Source organism: Catalinimonas locisalis, from assembly GCF_038039535.1.
In the GTDB taxonomy this organism is placed as follows: Bacteria; Bacteroidota; Bacteroidia; order Cytophagales; family Cyclobacteriaceae; genus Catalinimonas.
On record NZ_JBBPHP010000008.1, the window covers coordinates 221,879 to 243,820 of the forward strand.

Genomic DNA, 21,942 nt, shown 5'->3' on the forward strand with positions numbered 1-21,942 from the left:
AACGATGGAAGATAAAAATTTAGAAAGATGGCGCCTCATGCTGGGTGGTGATCAGGCCGATGGAACAGATGTCAAGCTGAGCGGCGATCTGCAGCAGATGGATCAGGTGCTGGCAGCACTGTATGAAGGAGAACGCAGCGGTGGGCTGGGTTCTTCTGCACCCAAAGTAAGCCGCTGGCTGGGTGATATCCGTACCTATTTCCCCAAGTCAGTAGTGCAGGTGATGCAGCAGGATGCCTTCAAAAGACTCAACCTCAAAAGTATTCTCATGGAGCCTGAGATGTTGGAATTGGTGGAACCGGATGTGCACATGGTCGCCAACCTGCTTTCTCTGAGCCGGATGATCCCTGAGAAAACCAAAGATACTGCCCGTGAAGTAGTACGCAAAGTAGTGGAGCAACTGATGCAGAAACTGGCGCAACCCATGCAACAGGCTGTCACAGGTAGCCTGAACCGTGCGGCACGCAACAGAAGACCTCGCCATGCAGAAATTGACTGGAACGCTACCATTCTCAAAAATCTAAAGCATTACAGAAAGAGTATAAAACCATTATCCCGGAAGTAAGGATTGGCTACGGCCGTAAGCGGCGTTCTTCCATGAAAGACATCATTCTTTGTGTAGACCAGAGTGGTTCTATGGCAACTTCCGTCGTATATTCAGGAATTTTTGGTGCGGTAATGGCTTCTTTGCCAGCGGTCAGTACCAAAATGGTGGTGTTTGATACAGCCGTTGTGGACCTGACAGAAGATTTACAGGACCCGGTTGACCTGCTGTTTGGTGTACAACTCGGTGGAGGTACCGATATTAATCTTGCCCTCGGCTATTGCCAGCAGATTACCACACGTCCTGCCGATACGGTGCTGGTGCTGATCACTGACTTGTATGAAGGTGGTAATACTACGGAGATGCGTAAGAAAGTACTTTCCCTGGCTGGTGCTGGGGTACAGTTAGTGGTTCTGCTGGCCTTGAATGATGATGGAAAACCTTATTATGATCATCAAAATGCAGCATTTCTGGCACAGCACGGTATTCCGGCTTTTGCCTGCTCCCCTGATTTGTTTCCTGACCTGATGGCGGCAGCTTTACAAAAACAGGATATGGGGCTCTGGGCATCTGCTCAGGGTATTAGAACGGTACAAGGCTAGCAAAATGTCATAGGCAGGGTTGACGAATATCATTTTTTTCTTCTTTCTGATACCGTAGCTTCGTAGAAGAAAGTAAAAGACTCTGCTGCTATGAGACTCATTTTTGCCATCATATTGATACTGCATGGATTGATCCACCTGATGGGATTTGTCAAAGCTTTTAAGCTTGCCGAAGTCAGTCAGCTGAGTATGAACATCTCCAGAGCTGCCGGAGTCGCATGGCTATTGGCGGCGGTAATCCTGATTGTCACTTCCATTGCTTTTCTGCTCAAAAAAGAATGGTGGTGGATGATTGGTATACTTGCTCTCTTACTTTCTCAGGTTCTCATCATCCTTTATTGGTCAGACGCCAAGTTCGGAACAGTAGCGAATATCATTTTGCTGATTGGGATTGTCCTGAGTTTTAGCCATTGGCAGTTTAATGCTTCTGTCAAAAGGGAAGTCAAAGGGTTCTTTCCGCTGGTAACAGAGCAGACAGGCAAGATTACTGCCGAACAGCTGGCCAATGTACCTCCGGTTGTGGAAAAATGGCTGAGAAGAAGTCATCTGCTGGGTAAAAATCCAATTACATCAGCCTATTTTGTGCAGTCAGGGGAGATGCGCATAAGTCCTGAGGGAAAATGGACGCCCTTTGAAGCTAAGCAGTGGACCAGAACAGAGGATGCAGGCTTTATCTGGCTGGCTGAAGTGCAGGCGCCCATGGGAATGACCATCGCCGCACGGGATAATTATACGAGTGGGAAGGGAAATATGCTTATCAAGTTACTCTCACTTGTACCAATTGAAGATGCGAAGGGTGGAGAAATAGATCAGGGAGCTATGTTGCGCTATCTGGGTGAGCTGGTATGGTATCCTACCGCTGCCCTGAGTGATTATATTGCGTGGGAAGGTATAAATGCCACGACCGCCAAAGCCATCATGCACTATGGAGAAAACACAGCCGAAGCTTTGTTCTTTTTTAATGAACAAGGGGATGTAGTTCGGGTGGAAGCTGATCGTTATTACCATCAGAAAGGTGGTTCAAGCCTGGAAAGGTGGGTGATTCATCTGGAAGGAGTTAAAGAATGTGAGGGGGTCGCTGTGCCTGCCCGGGCAAGTATCCATTGGAAACTAAAGGAGGGCGACTACCATTGGTACAAAGTGGAAGTGAAAGAGATTCGCTATAATCTTCAAGAGCTACAATTGTAGCTTTGCTGGTGACCGGTGGACTTTTGTAAGAGTTTTTCAAAAAAAACCATTTGTTATGAAATAATTGAGCCTTTTTATATACAAATAGGGTAGAAGAAAACGATTGGAAACCAAAAAATCAAGCATGTATACGGCAAATTCGTTTAGAGATAAAATCATACACTTCCAGAATACTTCCGAACAGCGCTTTCAGGCGCGAAAGAACCTGCCAAACTTCTTTAAGTTGAGCATAGCCTATCTTACTTTTTTTCTATCTACTTTTCTGGCAGCCTTTCGGCTGCCCTTTCTGTTGTTGAAAAAGCTTCTGCCATCTTCCCAAGTGTCTGCGGAAGACAAAACGGTGCTACAGATCAATACACAAAATATCAAGCAGGCTTTGCAGGAGAATGAATGGGTGGTTTTAGACTTCTGGGCAGCCTGGTGCGGTCCCTGCATGATGATGGAGCCTGCCTTGAAAAGTTTCGCACAACAAAACTCTCATATTGCTGTAGGAAAAATAGATGCTGACCAAAATGCAGATTTGATCAAACGCTATAAAATTAAAGGCTTGCCGCAAATCCTTGTATTTCATCAGGGAAAGGAGGTAAAAAGAAATGCCGGAGCACTGAGTGAACAGGAACTTAAGGCATTAGTACAGAAAGAAATGGCAAAGAGAGAAGATTACGCTTTAGCCAAACCCTAAAATCTTTCTGATAAGCCCTGTTTTACTATTTAGCTCCTTGACCTTTGAGTATCTGGCCAGGTCTTTCTCCATTGTATTTGCCTTTTTCTACCGCTGGCTTGCCATTGACGATCACATACTCCATACCCTCAGTATAAGCATGCGGACTTTCAAAGGTAGAGGGGCTTTTGATCTTCTCCGGATCAAAGAGTACGATATCAGCGGCCTTGCCCTCCTGCAATAAGCCTCGGTCTCTTAGCTGGAAACGCTGGGCGGGCAAAGAAGTCATCTTGCGAATGGCATCTTCCAGACTTACCACACCCAATTCATGTACATAATGGGCCAATACTCGGGAGCAGGAACCATAGGCACGGGGATGGGGTGCGCCTTTGCCCATTTCCGGCACACCAGCGTCGCGGGCAATCATGGTAAAGGGATATTGCATCAGGTATTGCACATCATTTTCGTCCATCTTATGATAGACCATCTGCACCCGGTCTCCTTCTTCTACTTTAGCCATCATATCCATAATGGTCTCTGCCTCATTTGCTGCTCCGGCAGTATTGCCCAGCATCTGATTGACCTCCGCTATGCTCTTGCCACTGTATTTCTCCTCCCAGGGGCAGTTAGCCACTACGGCATAGCTGTAATCTTCAAAGCCAACACTTTGCAAGGTTTCCAGCATCTCTGCTTTGATCTTTTTGCGCATTTCAGCATCGGCCAGTCGTGCTCTCAAAGAATCGGTACCGCCCGAAAAGACCCATGAAGGGAGCAATACGCCTAATCGCGTGCTACTGGCGGTATAAGGATACTGGTCTACGGTTACATCTATGCCCTGAGCACGATAATCTTCTATTTTTTGCAGCAGCTCGTCAGTTCTGCCCCAGGCTTTTTTACTGGATATCTTGATATGGGAGATTTCTACCGGAATATTAGCCTCTTTGCCAATATGCACAGCTTCATCTACGGCTTCAAATACTTCATTGGCCTCATTGCGGATGTGGGAGGCATAGGTACCCTGATATCTGGCAGCTACCCTTGCCAATGCGACTACCTCATCAGTCTCGGCATAGGTGCCGGGCACATAAATGAGTCCGGTAGAAAGCCCCACCGCCCCATCTTCCATCGCTTTGGCTACCAAAGCTTCCATTTGCCCTAATTCTTTGGCGCTAGGGGCACGATTGGAAGAGCCCAGCACCGCATTGCGTACCGTATTATGTCCGACCAGGGAGGCGAGATTTACCGAGATGCCTTTTTGCTTCATCTTCTGGAAAAATTCACCCAGATCTTCTTCCGAACCCCCGCAATTGCCGGTGATGATGGAGGTAACCCCATCGTATAGGAAATTTTCAGCAGTAGGACGTTCCGGCAGGCTCTCTTCCACATGGGTATGCACATCTATAAAGCCGGGAGCGGCATACAAGCCGCTGGCATCAATTGTCTTTTTGGCTTTGCGGTCTCCCAATGCGCCCAGCTTGACAATTTTGTCCTTTTTAATGGCAATGTCGCCTTCGTACCAGGCATTGCCGGTCCCGTCAATGATGCGGGCGTTGCGAATCAATACATCATAGGTTTGTGCTTGCATGGGAATGGTGATAAAAATACAGCAGATCAGACTTAAGCATATTTTGAAGACAGGGAGTGCTAATTTTTTACTTTTCATAGGCTCAAAATAGAGAAAAATGAATTATCAGGCCAGCCGTTTACATGTATTTTAAAAACATACATCCTTTTTTGAAAATGCTGATAACAATTATCGTCCTATCGTATTATACAAATTAGTTTGCTGACCTGTCCTATGAGGCATGCAGCTATTTTTTGAACATAAATATATTTTTTAAGATGAGTGATACTAAAGTAAAAAACCAATACGAGAAGCAAAATCCTGTAGATCAATATCCCAAACCTCCTTTCCCCCGCCAGCCGCAGCCTATTCCGGGTTCAGTCAACAAAATGGACCCCATGCCCGATCATGGTGAGGGTAGTTATCAGGGCTTTGGCCGCCTGAAAGGCAGAAAAGCACTGGTCACCGGAGGGGATTCGGGCATCGGCCGTGCTACGGTGATCGCCTTTGCCCGCGAAGGGGCAGACATTGCCATTAACTACCTGCCCAGTGAAGAAGAAAACGCGCAGGAAGTAATCAAACTGGTGGAAGCGGAAGGTAAAAAGGCGATTCCACTACCCGGCGATCTTGCTGATGAAAGCTTCTGCAAGCAGTTGGTAGAAGATGCAGTGCATGAGCTGGGTGGACTGGATATATTGGTCAATAATGCAGGACGACAGACGTCTCAGATGTCTATTGATGAGCTGACTACCGAGCAGTTTGACAATACCTTCAAGGTAAATGTGTATTCCCTGTTCTGGATATGTAAGGCAGCCATGCCACATCTTGATGCCGGCTCATCCATCATCAATACTACCTCCATTCAGGCTTATCAGCCTTCGGACAACCTGTTGGATTATGCGCCAACCAAAGCTTCTATTGTGGCTTTTACCAAAGCCCTATCTAAGCAGGTAGCAGAAAAAGGAATCCGCGTCAATGCGGTGGCTCCCGGTCCATTCTGGACGCCCCTGCAGCCCAGCGGCGGACAGCCCCAGGATAAGATTGAGAATTTTGGCTTGGTTTCGTCATTAGGACGTCCCGGACAGCCCGCGGAGATTGCCCCCGTTTACGTATTACTGGCTTCTCAGGAAGGAAGTTATATCACCGGTGAGGTGATGGGAGTTACCGGCGGCAGAATGCCAATGTAATAGATCAACGATAGATGTTTAATGATGAAGGTTTGTCAAGGCTTTATAGCTGCGGCAGACCTTTTTTTGTATTTCAGTCTTATATACGGGTAGCTATCTTCCTATACTATCAATAGCGCTGATTCTAAGCTTCAAAATAACAGCTTAGCTTAGCCCGGTTCTTGCCTGAGATCAGACATTATATTTTTGATTTTCTCTATTACTGTTTCAATATCAGAAAATACTTCCTCATTGCTAAAGCGCAATACTTTGATGCCTAGCTGCTCTATCGCATAAGTGCGACCTTCATCGTATGCTTTGATATGTTGAAGTTTATGAATGGAGCCATCTATCTCAACCACCAGCTTAACCTTATGACAATAAAAATCAGCAATGTAATTGGCTAATGGATGCTGTCTTCTAAACTTTAAGCCCAATTGGCTTTCACGTAGATGCTTCCACATTTCTATTTCTGCCGGAGTGCATGTCGCTCTGAGCTTTTTGGCTCTGGCAAAGATTTCAGGACCGGCACCGTAAAACATTTTTCTTTGCATAATGCGCTAAATAAATTCATGATGCTTATCAGTTTTGCCCCTCGCACACCCCTTTATCCCCTGGGAGGGGAGCCTACGCACCATCAAATGCTGAAGAAGTCAATGCGCGCTGAATCCCTTCAGGGATAAAAGGGTGTGCGGTGGCATGGGAACTCAGACCACCACTCCCAGGGCTTCCAATTGCTGGGGTTCATCTTCCAGGGCGATGTGTGCTACCCGGATGAGCCTGCGGTACCAGCGCTCTAGCTGGGTCAGTTCCTCCTGCTTCTTCTGGGTAAGGAGCTGCGCCTGACTTTGTGCTTTCTGCTGCAAAGCCGATAGTGCTATTAACTGGCCCAGGAGGGTTTTACTCTCTTCCAGCTCATGGCGGGGAATATTGTACTTCTCCAGGGTATCAGCATACTCCAGCGCGTGACGATAAAACTGATTGGTCTGCCGCAGCCATTCATTCAGCCTGGTTTTGCGAATCCCTTTAAAGCCTAACTTTTCGGCTGCGGCCGCATCATCTTTCAAGGCTACCCTGGACAGCTTCAGGTGCAGCATATAACGATCATGGATATACTGGCGGGTGTCCCAGAGCGTTTGGGTAGCCTCCTTTGCCTTCCGCTGGGCATCTTCCTGCTGCTCGCCCAGGCTTTGCACCAGCTGATGCATCTTTTCTCCTTCGTTGATGAATCGGGCATCACAGCCATGCTGGTTCATCCGCTTCATGATCTCGGCTTCCTGGCGCAGGGCATAAATGCTACGCGGCACCAGAAACAATAAATTAGATTCAGTCATATAAGAATAAATTTAAATACAACACAATTTAGTATATTATTAATATATAACTGTACTATTTTTATTTAACATTGAGTGATGTGAGGAATTTCTAAAAGAGCCAGTTACTCAGGTGGACAATTGGGCATTTCAGGAAATAGAGAAAAGCAGTGAGGTGTTCAAATGCTACCAAAACAAGGGAAAGAAGAGCATTTGGGTGTTCAAATGGAATGATTTGCTGAGGAATTAACGCATTTGAATACTCAAATGAAGCAAATTCTGACGTGAGCAAAGCATTTGAGCATTCAAATACCACGAATCGGGTAGAATTAAAAGCATTTAAACATTAAAATGGCATGAATTCTGGGATTTCAAGTGATCAAATTTAATGAAATACCTTATCTGTTGAAAAATTTATAATATACTGATCCGGCAGCATTCCCCTAATTTGAGATAACACTTATCTTGAAGCGTGTAATATTTAAGTTTTGTTATATAGAAATGTACCGATACTTATAAGAATTGAGGAATAAAAAGGCTTGGATGATCAAAAGGGAAAGAGTTTCAGGCCATCCTTACCCCCTGGAAATTTCAAATACTTATCTTCATGCCGAATAAGATCTCTCCGATCCACGGTAGGCACTTTGCTGCGAGATGACAGGGGAGAAGAAATTTGAGAAAAAGAAATCAAATTATTCCCTTTTTGTTTCCAACCTTAGCCACACTTAGCGTGTCTAAAGTGAAAAATAATCTCAGTAAAATGAAAAATAGATGGATGTGCTGCTTTCTGCTGCTTAGTGTAATCCTGTTGAGCGCTTGTAGCGAAGAGGAGACTGCCAGTGGGCTTACTATAGAAAATTACCTGACCTTTGGCACTTACTATGGAGAATGTGCAGACAATTGCGTCAGTATTTACAGCCTGAGACCTGATGAAAAACAGTTGTATATAGCAAGTGAGCCCCAATATCCCACCTACCAAGTGAATGATTTTCCCTATGGTATTCATTTTGTCACGGTATCAGAGCAGCAATATGCACTGGCCAAAGACCTCATCAGGCATATACCGGAAAACCTCTTTGCCGAAACCAGCCTGGTAATCGGAGAGCCGGATGTGATGGATCAGGGAGGTATTTATGTGGAAACGGTGCACCGCAACACGATGCACAAATACTATATAGATACCAACAAAGATGCCATCCCCAAATATCTGCATGCGTTTGTGGACGAAGTGCTTCGGACCGTAACAGCCCTACGTGAAGTAGAAGACTAAAACTCCTTTTTGCCTTTCTCATCTCATCTTGCAGGCTGAGTAAAGTCTGGATATAAGGAGAGGTAGGCTGGTTTTACCTTTCTTCTGCTATGATAAACACTTCCAAAGAAGAGGCATTGGCTTTATAGGAATAAATAAAGCAATATGGTAAATACTAATCAGTTGAAATTGGCTGCTGAATTACGTACATTCAGCTAAGTGCTTTTAACTAGTCTGAGATCAGGCTGTCATTTTAGCACTTTATACATGGAATAATACAGTATATGGGCTATGATATTGCAGTTATCCAAGTTTCTGGATTGAGTGGGTTACATTAGAGATTGTTAGTCTACTAATTCATAAAGCGGAATATATTTATTGAAAGAAGCAAACAGGCGATTCAATCAAAGTTCCTAAGTATGAAACTGTTTTCTAACCTGCCTCGTCGTTCGTACATTATTCTTGGCACCCTCATGGTGCTGGCGGCATTGTTTGCTTATTACTTTTGGGTATATCTTCCTTCAAGAGAAGAGCAACAGATTGCCAAACGGGTGAGGGACCTGCAGCAGATTGCCAGAAACTTCAAAGAGAAAGACAAAGTATACCGTAAGACTGCCAATTCTATTTATGTCAGGGATAGTATCAGGAGTATATTTGAAAATTGTAAAGATACTTCGGACAGAAAAGGACTGATTGAGCTGCTGAGTGCGGAATTAGACAAGGCTTCCGGCAATCCCAACCTTCGTTTCATTGACAGCGCCTTCAAGGAGGCAAAAGATATCGTGTATCCTTATACATCTGAAAACTCCAAAGAAGATGTCAGGACCTGTGGTGTAGAACTGGCCGCTTCGGTGGACGCTTTCTTTGCACCCTTCCAAAAAACCCGTCGCTTTGACGACTATCTGCTCTTTAAAGGGAATGCGCTGGCATATAATACCGTAGATGGTGAACTCTTACAACTCTCTGCCCGGTCTTCCGGTAGTAACTTTCATATAGATAGTTTGCTCAATGGAGGTGAAGAGCAAAAAGTAAAGCTGAAACTGGATCAGTTGGAGAAGATCCCGGAAATATATGAGCCGGGACTTAATATGCAGCTATCAGCGGTTAAGTATAAGTTGTTTTCTACCAACCTACAGGACAGTAACGATGAGGTCTGGACCATTTATGCCCTGGTAAATGCTGAAAATTTTGAAGCGGATATCAAAATGATCCCTTATATGGTCGTCATCGTGATTGCCGTGCTATTATTGATTCTAATATTCGCTTTGCCACTGATCAAGCTCTCTCTGATCAGCCCGATAGAGCGTCTGCACCGGATAGACGTGGTACTATCCACTTCTTCATTTGTCATTTGTACCTCTTTGCTGTCTTTATTCATGCTCTTCGGGACATCTTATCGGGCCGACCTGAAGCATATAGAAGTACAGTTGAAAGATTTATCAAATAATATAGACGGAAAGTTTGAGCAGGAGCTTCTAAGTATCAGCCAACTCATGGCAGAATTAGGAGAAGTGGCAAATGCTGAGTCAGGCAATCATGATTTTACCCATCTTAATCTTTATGCGTACGAAAAGCTCCATCAGAAGCTCAACAGCTACGCATTTTTAAGAAATCTTTACTGGATGGATGATAAGGGGACGTGGAGATACCAGATTTCTACCGAGACAGACATCAGTAAAGCGATAGAAACCAAAAACTTTGAGGAAAGGCCCTACTTTTATGAAATAGCCAATAAGAATGGCTGGCATTCGGATGCAATCAAAGCGCATAAAGCCTTTTATGTACAGTCCATTACCTCCTGGCTGAACTCCGAGAAGCTGGCAGTAATCTCTGTGCCTTCTACCCATGACAAAATTATCCTGGAGCATGATACCCTGGAAAATATAAAGGTGATGGCGGCATCTATTCGCCTGCATGCGCTCATGGACCCCTTGCTTCCGCCCGCCTTTAGCTACTGCGTGATCAACCAGGAAGGAGATGTGCTTTTTCATTCGGACAAAGAGAAGAATCTGCAGGAAAACTTTCTGGCAGAAATTGACGAACACAGCGGAGTGCGCTCTGCAATCTTCGGCAAGAATAGTATTTATGCCCAAGTCAATGCCGGAGTAAACAGCCGAATCATCCATATGAGGCCGCTGAAGCATACCCCCTGGATGCTGGTTACAGAATACGACAAGGCTTACATAGAATCCCCTTACTTACAGCTTATCAGCTTGTGTGTTCTCTGCATTCTGCTCATAGGTGCGACCGCATTCTTTCAGTTATACCTTATTTCTCTCTTTGATCATAAGCCCTCTAAGCTTAAAAAGCAGGAGTTTTACTATGACTGGCTGTGGCCTGTGATGGAGAATAAAGAAAGCTACTTCAGTATCATGCTGTATAATATTATACTGGCCATAGCATTATGGATATACCATATCCACTTTGATCTCACAGTCTTGCAGGTATTAACTTCCTTTTTATACGCAGTTATTTTTAGCAATTGCAGTGGATGGGTAATGCTGGAAGAGGATTCCAGGCAGAAAGTACAGCGAGGTAAAATCATTCTGGCAGTCACATATGCTGTGGCTCTCATCCTCTATGTGGTAACCAGTCTTATTACTGAGGCTTGGGGAGAAAACCTTATCGTTTTATTGCTGGTGGCATTGATTTCATTTCCTCTATATTATCCACTGAGCACAGACAAGAAGTTAACTTTACCTTCTACTAAGCTGGGATTCAGGAATGCCTATTGGGGAATGTTATCTACCTATCTGTTGATCAGCAGCATACTTCCCGCCTTTTTTCTATACAGTTCAGCTTATGTACAGGAGCAGGAGATATGGACCAAATACGAACTCTATGAGATCAGCAAAGCGAGAGAAAACAGGAATGCGGCCCTGCAAACATTGTATAAGGATAAGATAATAGTGAATGAAGGTAATAATCAACAGGACAGTATTTATAAGCTGGCCATTCGGGAAGGTAACTATTATGATACGCTCAATTTTAAAGCATGCAGTAAAGAGTGTAAGATAATAGAGACTAAATTGCGTCCCCGTTGGGATAGTTTACTTCATCGCGGACGTCCGTTTTTCACCAATATGTTTGTGGCTTCCAATGGCTTTATATTTACCAAAGGAGGAGTGGAGTGGTGCACTGAGCTTTGTGAAACACACGGCATTCGTATGCATTATAATAGTGTAAATCAGGCATCCGAAAAGAATGAAGTACTGGCAGGGGTAAGTGGAGCATTTGACTTTCCTTATCTCTGGGAAAATCTGGAGGAAAATACCTTTTGGCTGCTCCTGATTTGGGTAGCATTTTTGGTGACGGTTTATTATGTCATCCGTTTTGCTACCAATAAGTTTTTTGCCATGAAACTGTTCAACAATTTACAGACCATGGAAATTGATGATGCTTACCTGGACAATTATTTTAGCGACAGTGTGAAAGAAGAAGGGCATAAGCACCTCTTTGTAGTGGCCCTTCCTTTTGCGGGTACCCATCAGCTATACAACAAAAAGCATCTGCAAGTCTTTGATGTGCCTCAACTGCTGGATGAAAAAGAATGTGCCAAAGTACTTAAGATTAAGAACAGCCAGGTGGTGCTTGAACATTTCAGCTATGTGATTGAAGATATGCAGGCCAATAAGCAGATACTGGATATCGTGGAGCGATTGCTCAGAAATCAAAACAATATCATTATCGTATCGCGCCTGTCGCCCTCGCAGATTATTGACCATTACGAAGAGCGCATCGGAAAGATGGAGGATGAAGGGCAAAAGGCCGAGCTTGAGGTACAGATGTCAAAATGGAAAGACATACTGGCAGGTTTTGTGAAGGTTTTTTATTCTTTGCTACACGAAAACACATTGCATCAGAAATATGCTGAAGATTTTAGCATTAAAGAACTATTAACTTATGAGTTTAGAGTAAACGAGCAGTACTTCAAAAGGATCAGGAAAGCGTTTACCCAGCAGTGGGATGAGGATAAGGTCGTACTTACTCCTGCTCTGGAAAAAGTTGAGCAGGAAAAAGAAAGTGATCCAATCAAACACCGGGATGTAAAGGAAGAAATTATACTGAAAATACAGAGCATGGCTCAACCTTTCTATTACTCGCTTTGGAATACCTGTTCCAAAGAAGAAAAGTACCTGCTGTATGACCTGGCGATGGATGGCTTTGTCAATACCAATAATGAAAGAGGGCTTAAGAAGCTGCTGGAAAAAGGATTGATTTACTATCAGGAGTCATTGATGCTGATGAACGAAAGCTTTAGAAACTTCATCCTCTCTACCATCAAAGAGACTGAGTCACTGGCGATGGAAAAAGAACTGAGACGTTCCGGAAACTGGAGTTTGTACAGTTCCATCTTCCTGATACTGCTGGTTAGCCTGATTGTATTCGTATCCTTGTCGCAGAAAGAGATCATCAGTCAGTTTGTAGCATTGCTGGCAGGTCTTGCTACTGCTATTCCATATTTGTTACGCTTTAGTGGTTTGTTTAGCTCAATCAGCGGTAAAAGTAAACTGAGCAGTGCAGTATGACAACAAACTGTGATCATAAGAACGGACTAGAAAATGAAGTCAAGGCTATGCCATTGAATTTAGTTGATGAAATCAGTAACTTAATCATGCCTAACCACAAAGATTATGTCTATACAGTTTGAAACTGTGCCCTTTACTAGTCGTGACGGGTTTTTCTGCAACCTGAAACATGTTGTAGATAGCTCGTATGACGATCAAGCTTCACAGCGAGTGCGAACGCCAATTCTTTTAGTCCACGGAGCCGGTGTAAGAGCTGATATTTTCAATCCGCCGACCGAAAAGAACCTCATTCATATGCTGATAGAAGAAGGCTACGATGTGTGGCTGGAAAACTGGCGGGCCAGCATTGATCTATTGCCCAATGAATGGGATCTTGACCAGGCTGCACTTTATGACCATCCTGCGGCAGTAAAGAAAGTGCTGGAGGAAAGCGGAGCAAAAGAGATCACAGCCATCATCCATTGTCAGGGAAGTACCAGCTTTATGATTTCTGCCGTACTAGGCTTGATTCCTGAAGTCAAAGTGATTATTAGTAATGCCGTTTCCCTTCACCCGGTAGTACCTCGCTATTCGGTTTTCAAGTTGAATGTTTTCGTGCCTATTGTGAAGTTGATGTTCAAATACCTTAATCCACAGTGGGGTATATATGCACCTGATCTCAAATCTAAGATACTGCGCTTTCTGGTAAAGCTAAGCCATCGGGAAGATGATACCCTTGTAGGCAAATTTGTAAGTTTCACTTATGGCGCGGGCTTTCCGGCATTATGGAGACTTGAAAATCTGGATGAAACTACCAAGGACTGGATACAGCATGAATTTGCAGAGGTCCCCTTAAGCTTTTTTGACCACATCAGGAAATGTGTGAGAAGAGGAGTTTTAGCCTCCGCTGACAATCAGGATGAGATAATGAGGACCTATTTATCTCAACCCCCTAAGCTTCATGCCAGGGTAGTCCTTTTCGGAGGAGAAAAGAATCGGTGCTTCCTACCGGAGAGCCAGCAGAAAACTTATGACTACCTGGAAAGTATACAGCCGGGAATCCATAAGCTATATATTCTGAAAGGCTATAGTCACCTGGATGTATTTTTCGGTAAAAATGCCCATCGTGATGTATTCCCTATCATGCTCAAAGAACTCAAGCAAGAACTACAACCTAAACAAACACAATCATGGCCATCCCCAAAAGAATCAAGCGGTACCGGGACCGGTACGCACTCGTAGATGGTATTCCTTATAAGATGCCTATTTATGCCAAAAACTCTCCATCTCTGATGGCAGGCTTCTCCTGTGACTATGAGAAAGCAAACGCCCTGCTGCCCGGTAATGAACTGCATGCGATGAAGTTACCCAATGGCAAAGCAGTGCTGCTCATCACGGTAATCAATTATCTGGATACCAGCATTGGTAAGTATATAGAATATAGCATTGCCATTGCCTGTACACACGGACGTAAACCCGCACCGCCCTTATTGCCTGCGATGATGATGAAGACTTTCGGTACCGGCCAATACATACTAGACCTGCCGGTAAGTTCGGAAGTATCGGTCAAAGGAGGTAAAGGGATTTGGGGCATGCCCAAACATCAGGCGAATCTGGATTTTATCATTAGCGATGAAATGGTTTCCAGCCAGTATGAGAAAGATGGTCAGTTTGCTTTTCGTATTGAAATTGACCGACCCAAGTCGCCCAGCTTTAAGATCAATGTAGGTACGACCAACTACTGTCGTTATCGTAACATGCTGATGGCTTCCTATATCTACTTTGAATCTAAGGTAGGCATTAACTTATTCAGCAAAGCCAATGCGAGGCTTTACATCGGTGACCATCCCAATGTCTCTTACCTCAGAGATTTGGAGATCACGCCTGACCCTTTCTTCACCATGTTCATGCCCGAAGCTAATGGTGTACTGGATGATCATTTTCAGTGCTGGTTCATGACCTATGATGAACCGCCTGCACAAATGACGGAAGGTTTTGAAACCGTTTTTGATCTGGGACTGAGTGAAGAATGGCTGCCCGCTCCTGCATTTACAGATTATGAGCAGTACCGGATAGGGGCAGAACGGAAAAAAGAAGTGATGAGTAAGGTTTAATGATTAATGCTTAATGAGTGATGATGAATGGATGAATAATCTGCAATTTCAAATCGCACGGCGACCGTTTGTAATCTTTAATCTCTAAAAAAATGAAAAGAACACTGCTAGACATCAACAACGCCTACATCTTTTTTTGCGCATCTATCTATTTAGGGCTTTTCTGGTCACTACATTTCTTCTGGTTTCCAAATTATCCCTCTACCTTAAATGTAGATAATTATTATGACGCAATCATTCCCATCACGGATACAGCCACACAATTTTTCTTTATTACCATTCCGATCATGGCAGTGGCCATTGTGATCATGCTGATCAGTGAGTGGAAGACGAAATTCCGTTGGGTACCGCTGGCCTGGATCGTTGGCCTGCTGGCGCCAGTCATTGTGCAGCAATTGTTTATTGAAAGAGTGAATGATAAGTTTAAAGCAGGAGTAACTGATCCACAGGAACTCGGCTCACTCCTTACTGAGTGGATGTTTCTTAATGATGTACGCTGGGTGATCCTTACAATTATGTGGTGCATTACCATGTATTTCTTTATCGCCAAAGCCCGGCAGAAAAACCAGCAGCCACAGCAGCGTGAGGTATCTTATGAGGCGGCTTAGTGTATGAAAAAGTACATTAGCCTTCTTGTTATTCTTATCTCTGTGATAACTGTAATTTCAGGACTCACGCAAGTAGTTGCTCCTGAATTTGTGCTACGGTTTATCGGAGCAAGTGTAACGGTTACATCTATGCACTTCTTTGCGATTGTAGGCATGTTTATGGCGCTCTTTGGCGGCATGGTGCTGCATGCGATCTACAGTGCTTATCCCAACGATGTGGCCATATTATGGGCAGCGTTTCAGAAGATCGGAGCATTCGCAGCAGTAAGTTTGGGCGTCTTTTCTGAGATATTTTCTCCCATTGCTGCCGGAGTAGCCATTTTTGATCTTTTTTCGGGCCTGCTTTTTTTATACTATCTAAGAAATCTGCGTAGCCGTGAAATTCATTAGTTACTTTTTCTTTTACACCTATATCGGGCTGGTATGCCTGGCAGGTATCTGGGGTGCGTTCTTCAACGCACATCTGGATTTTTCTCTGCTGATGGGGCTGGATATCAGTAGTTTATCAGAAGATGTACGAAATAACTTACTAAGTCAGTACCGTTTCCTGAGAGCATTAGAGTTTGGCTTTGGCTTATTTGCCCTACTGTTTACCAAAGAGATTTTCACACAAAAGAAGTTCAACAGCTTGTTCCTGATCATCATGGCTTCGGGTATACTTGCCAGAGTAGCATCATTGGTTTATGAAGGCTCACCCAACTGGATGATGTACTTCTTTATGGTTTACGAAATCATTGGATTTATTTTCATTTATCTGTACAGTCGTCAAAGCATACAAGCCTATGTCACTGCCTAAGCTCATACAACTGCAACATGATCATAATCAGCCGAAAAGATCGCTGATACTCGCCGGAGGAGGAGTGAGGTTGGCCTATCAGGCAGGAGTGTTACAGGCTTTGCAGGAGAATAGCTTGCAGTTTCAGCATGTGGATGGTACTTCAGGAGGTATTTTCAATGCAGGAATGTTAGCCTCAGGCTTGGAAGCGGATGAGATGTGTAAACGTTGGCGTAGTTTGGATATCAGCGGTTTTATGTCACTGCGTCCAGCCAAAAATTACCTCAAGCTGGCCAGTATGGCGGCCTTTGGTGATGCAGATGGCATACGAAAAAAAGTGTTCCCGCATCTGGGCATTAATTTGAAAAAAATCAGAGAGAATAATAAAGTCTGTGCTACTTTCAATGTCTGTAATTTCAGTCACAAAACCATTGAAGCCATTCCTCATCAGGAAGTGACTGAAGATCACCTGATTGCCGGAGTGTCGCTACCCATCTTTATGCCTGCCATCAAAATCAAAAATGACTGGTATAGCGATGCGGTCTGGATCAAGGATGCCAACCTGATGGAAGCAGTGCGGAGAGGAGCAGAGGAGATATGGCTGGTCTGGGCTATCGGCAATACACGGGAATATCTGCCCGGATTCTTCAATCAGTACGTCCACATGATTGAGATGAGTGCCAACGGAGGGTTGCTGGAAGAGTATGCCCAGATCAAAGCTTTGAATGAAAGAATAGCTGCCGGAGATTCTCCCTACGGAAAACGAAAACCTATCCGTCTGCATGTCATCAAACCGGAATATCCGCTGCCTCTGGATCCCGACCTTTTCTTCAACAAAATTGATACCACTACCCTTATCAATATGGGCTATGTGGATGCTTTGCAGTATCTGGAAAGCATGCCAACGGAGGGAGTAGCTTTTGATGCCAACAGCACCCGCATGAAAGAGCCGGGCAGACAGTTTACTTTTCGTCAAGCCTATGAAGGCAGTCTGAAATTTGAGGAAAAAACAAGTACAATGGCTTATCACCCTTCTTTTACAGTCAGGGAAATTGACGAAAAGCTGTCCATCTACGCCGTTTCCAGTATTTCCGTTGAAGCCTTCGGCAGGGAGATTTGCACCAAAGAAAATAAAGTCAGGATTATAAAAAAGGACAAAGCTTCTTATCTTGAGATAGATTCCGCTTTTGTCCATCGTGAGAAGCACTATACGCTCAAGGCCAGCATTCAAATGCATTCAGTGACCAATTGGCTGCTGGGGCTTGAGTTTAAGAAGGTAAAGCTAAAACTCTTTGATGATCGGCAGGAAATGTTGAGCGAAGGTTTTCTCCGACAGGCTGCCGGTAACAGAATCAAACAGCTACTGAATAATAAGCTGACGAACAATGGACAGGGGGGAATCCGCTGGAAAGAAAAATATCAGATGGTAAAAAAACTATACGCTTAACCCCTAATCTATGAAATTTGATCGTCAACCCATGGTTCGCTGGTACAATGTGAGACTTCTGGCCGCTACCGGCCTCAAAACAGTGGTTTCTTCTCTCTTCGGAAACTTTGCCGACAAAAGGGAAATACAGGCGGCCCTGAGTGCCAACGAATCCTATGATTATTCTGACAAAGAAGATATCTGGGTAGATTATATCGCTGATATCGGTGATGGCTTTGATGCCACCTACACTATGGCACACCTACTCGCCCAACCTTCTCTCAACGTAGAAGGCAAAGCAATTCAAAGAGGAGAAATCCTTATCATGGGAGGTGATGAAGTTTATCCGACACCTGAAGTCATTGAATATAAAAACCGTATGCAGGGGCCATATAACGCGGCTTTTCCCTGGCAACAAGATGATGAAGACCGTCCGCACCTCTATGCTATTCCCGGCAACCACGACTGGTATGATGGGCTGACCAATTTTATCAAGCTCTTTTGTCAGGACAGAGCCATTGGTAACTGGCTTACCCGGCAGAAACGGAGCTACTTCGCCATCAAGCTGCCACATCGCTGCTGGCTGTGGGGCATAGACGTACAACTGCATGCTGATATTGACCGTCCGCAGCGCGAATACTTTACCGAAATCGTGAATGATGAGATGGAAGACGGAGATACCATTATCCTCTGTACTGCCGAACCCGCCTGGATCTTTGATTCCATTGACAAGAGCAACGATACCTACGATAACCTCAAGTTTTTCATTGAAAGACATATACTGCTGAAGGATAAAAAGCGTAAAAATTGCCCAGATAAAAAGCTTAAACTACTGGCAACCATTTCCGGTGATTTGCATCACTACTCCCGCTATGAAGTTCTGGAAGATCAGGGGGGAGGGCACCTGATCACTGCCGGGGGAGGCGGTGCTTTCATGCATCCCACGCATATCCTCAAAGATGACCTGATCACTGCCGATGAACATCATGCAGTACTCAAGAGAACTTATCCCTCAAGGACAGAATCCCGGAAAATGGCTTTCAAAAACCTGCTGTTCCCATTTATGAACCGGGAGATGTCTATGACGCTGAGTTTTATCTACCTCTTTATCATCTGGTTTCTGCAAAGCATGTCTGATACTACCATCACCAGCCAGCTTTCAAAAGTACCATACCGCTTAGAAAATCTGGGAGAAGTGTTTCTTATCGTCAATGATGCGCTGGTACTCAACCCTTTTGGCATTATCATGAACCTCATCCTCATCGTGGGAGTGCTGGGCTTTACCGATACCTCTTTTGGGCGCGGTAAGTGGAACTGGATAGCCGGTGTATTCCACGGGGTGGCGCATATGGTCAATCTGTACGTATTGCTTTGGCTCTTTTCCCGTGTCAACTCCCTTTTGCTTACCGGTGAATCGTTTGGAGAAATCTATAACCAGATGCATGAATGGAGAATTGCCTCACTGCTCTATACTTTACTCTTTGTGACTGAGATGCTGACCATCGGCGCGCTATCCGCGGGTTTCATCTTCGGAGTTTACCTACTGATCAGCTCATTGATCTTTCAGTCCCATCCTACCGAATCTTTTTCATCCTTCAGAGGCACATCTTACAAGAACTTTCTACGCTTCCACATCACCGCACAAGGGGTGACCATTTATCCCATAGGCGTGAGAAGAGTTATTCGTCATTGGAAAAACAGGGGGACAAGAGAAAAGCCACGCTTTGAAGGGAAGCCTATCAAATATGAACTTATAGAAAAGCCTATACACATAAAATTCAACCGCCATGAAACGCTTGTCAAGTCTACTGAGCAACTTAAAACCCGAATATGATGTCGTAGTCGTAGGATCAGGATACGGAGGAAGCATTGCCGCTTCACGAATGGCCCGCTGTGGCAAATCTGTCTGCCTGCTGGAGAAAGGAAAGGAGTTTTTGCCGGGAGAATTTCCTTCTTCTATGACAGATGCGGCCAAAGAAATGCATATCGCAAAAGGTAAAAGACACATTGGTACCGAAAACGGCCTCTTTGATTTTGTGGTAGGTAAAGATATCAGCGTACTCAAGGGCTGTGGACTGGGAGGCACCTCACTGATCAACGCCAATGTCTCCATAGAGGCAGAAGACAGGGTGTTTGATGATCCCAAGTGGCCGGAAGCGCTGCGTAAAGACAAACTTTCGCTGGACTTTGGCATTGCCCGTGCCCGTGATATGCTGAAACCTAACCCTTATCCGGAAGGAGAGAATGGTTATAAGGTTCTGGCCAAGACCGAAGGTATGCGTACTTCTGCCAAAGCTATGAATGAGGAGTTCCGGCTCTTAGACATCAATGTTAACTTCAAAGAGCAGGTAAACCATGTAGGTGTGCATCAGAAAAGCTGCAACAATTGTGGCGACTGTGTGAGTGGCTGTAATCATACTGCCAAAAATACAACGCAGATGAACTATCTGCCCGATGCCAAGAACCACGGGGCGGAGATATTTACCGAAGTGGCGGTCAAATATGTTGAAAAACAAGGTGATTCCTGGCTGGTACACTTTGACGTGCTGGGCAGCGGAAGAGAAAAGTTTGATGCTCCGGCCCTATTTGTTCGTGCGCAAAAGGTATTCCTGGGTGCAGGTGCTTTGGGAAGTACCGAGATTCTCCTTCGTTCGGCCAAACAGGGACTTTCAGTCTCGGATATGCTGGGAGAGCGCTTTACCGGCAATGGGGATGTGCTGGGCTTTGGCTACAACTGTGATGCGCCTGTCAGAGGTATAGGCAAAATCCTGAAAAAAGAAGAGATGGGCGATGTGGGCCCCTGCATCACCAGCGTCATTGACATACGCAATAAAGAAAAGCTGGAAGAAGGCATGACGGTGGAAGAAGGAAGCATCCCCGGAGCCATTGGCAAAGTCGTTTTGTCTTCCATCGTGCACTTTACCCGTATCTTTGGCAAGGATACCGACCGCAATCTCTCGGACTTCTTCAAAGAGAAGTGGCGCGAACTGCAAAGCATGGTGATGGGGCCATATTCCGGAGCCTTGAACAATACACAGGTGTATTTAGTGATGGCCCATGACGATTCCAGCGGCAAAATGTCCCTGCAAGGGGACCATATTGAAATCAGTTGGAAAGGCGTGGGGAAACAGAAGATATTCAATCAGGTAGGAGAGAAGCTACACCAGGCTACCAAAGCTTTGGGAGGTTCATACGTCAGAAATCCAACTTTCACTAAGCTTATGGATTATGACCTTGTCACCGTACACCCGTTGGGAGGCTGTGTGATGGGCGAAAGCGCAGAAACGGGTGTGGTAGACCACAAAGGAGAGGTCTTCTCCGGCAAGCAGGGCAAAGCTTTACATCAAGGTTTGTACGTCATGGATGGTGCCATCATTCCCCGTTCCGTAGGTACCAACCCTTTGCTCACCATTTCAGGACTGGCGGAGCGCAATTGCCAGCTTATTGCCAAAGAAATGGGCTGCCAGCTGGATTATGCCTTCCCCGAGATTGCCGATAAGCCGAAAGAAGAGCCTACTACTGGCATACAGTTTACCGAAAAGATGACAGGATTCTTCTCTACCGAAGAGATAGGGGATTATCAAAAGGCTTATGCGACCGGAGAAAGATCTGGTTCACCTTTTGACTTTACCCTGACCATACAAAGCGATGATATTGACCGGTTTGTAGAAGAGGCAGCGCATGAAGCCGGAATGATGGGCACCGTAAACGCGCCTGCCCTTAGCGAGCATCCGCTGACTGTTAGTAAGGGAAGGTTTAACCTCTTCATAACCGATCCGGAGGACAAAGACCGTAAGAAGATGGACTACCGCATGCGGATGCACAGCCGGGAGGGTAAAACCTATTACTTCCGGGGCTACAAAGACATACACGATGACAAAGGATTTGATGTATGGAAAGATACTACTGTGCTTTACATCAGTGTGTATGAAGGAGGAGATGAAAAGGGAGTATTAGCAGGCAAAGGCATGCTAAAAATCAAGCCAAAAGACTTCGCTAAACAGATGACCACCATGAAAGCCCTGCATCCTAAGAGTGCATTGGACGCTACCGCTGCCGTAGCCAAATTCGGCAAGCTCTTCGCCGGCTCCGTCTGGGATACTTATGTGATGTAGACTGAGATCTGGCAAATCTCAAAGATTTGTATGTGATTAGCGTAGGTAAACGTGCTATATATTGCTCATTCAGGAAGAAACTTGTTGATTGTTGGATAAGAAACGTATT

18 protein-coding genes are annotated in these 21,942 nt (G+C 44.8%); 15 read left to right on the forward strand and 3 right to left on the reverse strand.

All coding sequences use genetic code 11. From position 1 onward, the window contains the following. The first annotated feature begins 4 nt into the window (after positions 1-4). From WJR50_RS13310 to WJR50_RS13325, 4 genes are all read left to right on the forward strand, one after another. Positions 5-565, forward strand: a complete 561-nt coding sequence (locus WJR50_RS13310) for a hypothetical protein (RefSeq protein WP_341293777.1) — start codon at positions 5-7, stop codon at positions 563-565. Positions 566-567: 2 nt separating this feature from the next. After that, positions 568-1,146, forward strand: coding sequence for a vWA domain-containing protein (locus WJR50_RS13315; protein WP_341293806.1), 579 nt, complete (start codon positions 568-570; stop codon positions 1,144-1,146). A 90-nt stretch (positions 1,147-1,236) separates the two neighbouring features. Beyond that, positions 1,237-2,334, forward strand: a complete 1,098-nt coding sequence (locus WJR50_RS13320; RefSeq protein WP_341293778.1) for a DUF6544 family protein — start codon at positions 1,237-1,239, stop codon at positions 2,332-2,334. A 124-nt stretch (positions 2,335-2,458) separates the two neighbouring features. Continuing rightward, entirely contained in the window at positions 2,459-3,016 is a 558-nt protein-coding gene (locus WJR50_RS13325) for a thioredoxin family protein (protein WP_341293779.1), read from the forward strand. 25 nt (positions 3,017-3,041) lie between these two features. Here the strand turns inward: WJR50_RS13325 and WJR50_RS13330 are convergent, their stop codons facing one another. Continuing rightward, on the reverse strand, positions 3,042-4,580 hold the full coding sequence (locus WJR50_RS13330) for an N-acyl-D-amino-acid deacylase family protein (protein WP_341293780.1): 1,539 nt from the start codon (positions 4,578-4,580) through the stop codon (positions 3,042-3,044). A 257-nt stretch (positions 4,581-4,837) separates the two neighbouring features. Between WJR50_RS13330 and WJR50_RS13335 the strand changes: the two genes are divergently transcribed. Beyond that, positions 4,838-5,746, forward strand: a complete 909-nt coding sequence (locus tag WJR50_RS13335) for an SDR family oxidoreductase (protein WP_341293781.1) — start codon at positions 4,838-4,840, stop codon at positions 5,744-5,746. Positions 5,747-5,895: 149 nt separating this feature from the next. On the opposite strand, the gene WJR50_RS13340 is transcribed toward WJR50_RS13335, so the two are convergent. After that, positions 5,896-6,279, reverse strand: coding sequence for an endonuclease domain-containing protein (locus WJR50_RS13340; RefSeq protein WP_341293782.1), 384 nt, complete (start codon positions 6,277-6,279; stop codon positions 5,896-5,898). A 153-nt stretch (positions 6,280-6,432) separates the two neighbouring features. Further along, positions 6,433-7,059: a PQLLE family protein gene (locus tag WJR50_RS13345; RefSeq protein ID WP_341293783.1), complete on the reverse strand. Its 627-nt coding sequence runs from the start codon at positions 7,057-7,059 to the stop codon at positions 6,433-6,435. 739 nt (positions 7,060-7,798) lie between these two features. Here WJR50_RS13345 and WJR50_RS13350 point away from each other — a divergent pair. From WJR50_RS13350 to WJR50_RS13395, 10 genes are all read left to right on the forward strand, one after another. Then, a complete protein-coding gene (locus WJR50_RS13350; RefSeq protein WP_341293784.1) occupies positions 7,799-8,308 on the forward strand; it encodes a hypothetical protein in 510 nt (169 codons plus the stop codon). A gap of 398 nt (positions 8,309-8,706) precedes the next feature. Next, positions 8,707-12,816, forward strand: a complete 4,110-nt coding sequence (locus WJR50_RS13355) for a PDC sensor domain-containing protein (protein WP_341293785.1) — start codon at positions 8,707-8,709, stop codon at positions 12,814-12,816. Between the two features lie 105 nt (positions 12,817-12,921). Then, positions 12,922-14,037: an esterase gene (locus tag WJR50_RS13360; RefSeq protein ID WP_341293786.1), complete on the forward strand. Its 1,116-nt coding sequence runs from the start codon at positions 12,922-12,924 to the stop codon at positions 14,035-14,037. Next, positions 13,986-14,909 (forward strand): acetoacetate decarboxylase family protein, encoded by a 924-nt coding sequence (locus tag WJR50_RS13365; protein ID WP_341293787.1) that lies wholly within the window; start codon positions 13,986-13,988, stop codon positions 14,907-14,909. The genes WJR50_RS13360 and WJR50_RS13365 overlap by 52 nt, the downstream gene beginning before the upstream one ends. A 92-nt stretch (positions 14,910-15,001) precedes the next feature. Continuing rightward, positions 15,002-15,517, forward strand: a complete 516-nt coding sequence (locus tag WJR50_RS13370; RefSeq protein WP_341293788.1) for a hypothetical protein — start codon at positions 15,002-15,004, stop codon at positions 15,515-15,517. Between the two features lie 3 nt (positions 15,518-15,520). Then, positions 15,521-15,907: a patatin gene (locus tag WJR50_RS13375; RefSeq protein WP_341293789.1), complete on the forward strand. Its 387-nt coding sequence runs from the start codon at positions 15,521-15,523 to the stop codon at positions 15,905-15,907. Beyond that, positions 15,894-16,313 carry a DUF4345 family protein gene (locus tag WJR50_RS13380; RefSeq protein WP_341293790.1) on the forward strand — a complete coding sequence of 140 codons (420 nt, stop codon included), beginning with the start codon at positions 15,894-15,896 and terminating at the stop codon, positions 16,311-16,313. The genes WJR50_RS13375 and WJR50_RS13380 overlap by 14 nt, the downstream gene beginning before the upstream one ends. Further along, complete coding sequence (locus WJR50_RS13385) at positions 16,300-17,739, forward strand: patatin-like phospholipase family protein (protein WP_341293791.1); 1,440 nt, start codon at positions 16,300-16,302, stop codon at positions 17,737-17,739. The genes WJR50_RS13380 and WJR50_RS13385 overlap by 14 nt, the downstream gene beginning before the upstream one ends. A gap of 10 nt (positions 17,740-17,749) precedes the next feature. Continuing rightward, complete coding sequence (locus WJR50_RS13390) at positions 17,750-19,552, forward strand: metallophosphoesterase (protein ID WP_341293792.1); 1,803 nt, start codon at positions 17,750-17,752, stop codon at positions 19,550-19,552. Next, positions 19,506-21,833, forward strand: coding sequence for a GMC family oxidoreductase N-terminal domain-containing protein (locus WJR50_RS13395; RefSeq protein WP_341293793.1), 2,328 nt, complete (start codon positions 19,506-19,508; stop codon positions 21,831-21,833). The genes WJR50_RS13390 and WJR50_RS13395 overlap by 47 nt, the downstream gene beginning before the upstream one ends. The last annotated feature ends 109 nt before the right edge of the window (positions 21,834-21,942 follow it).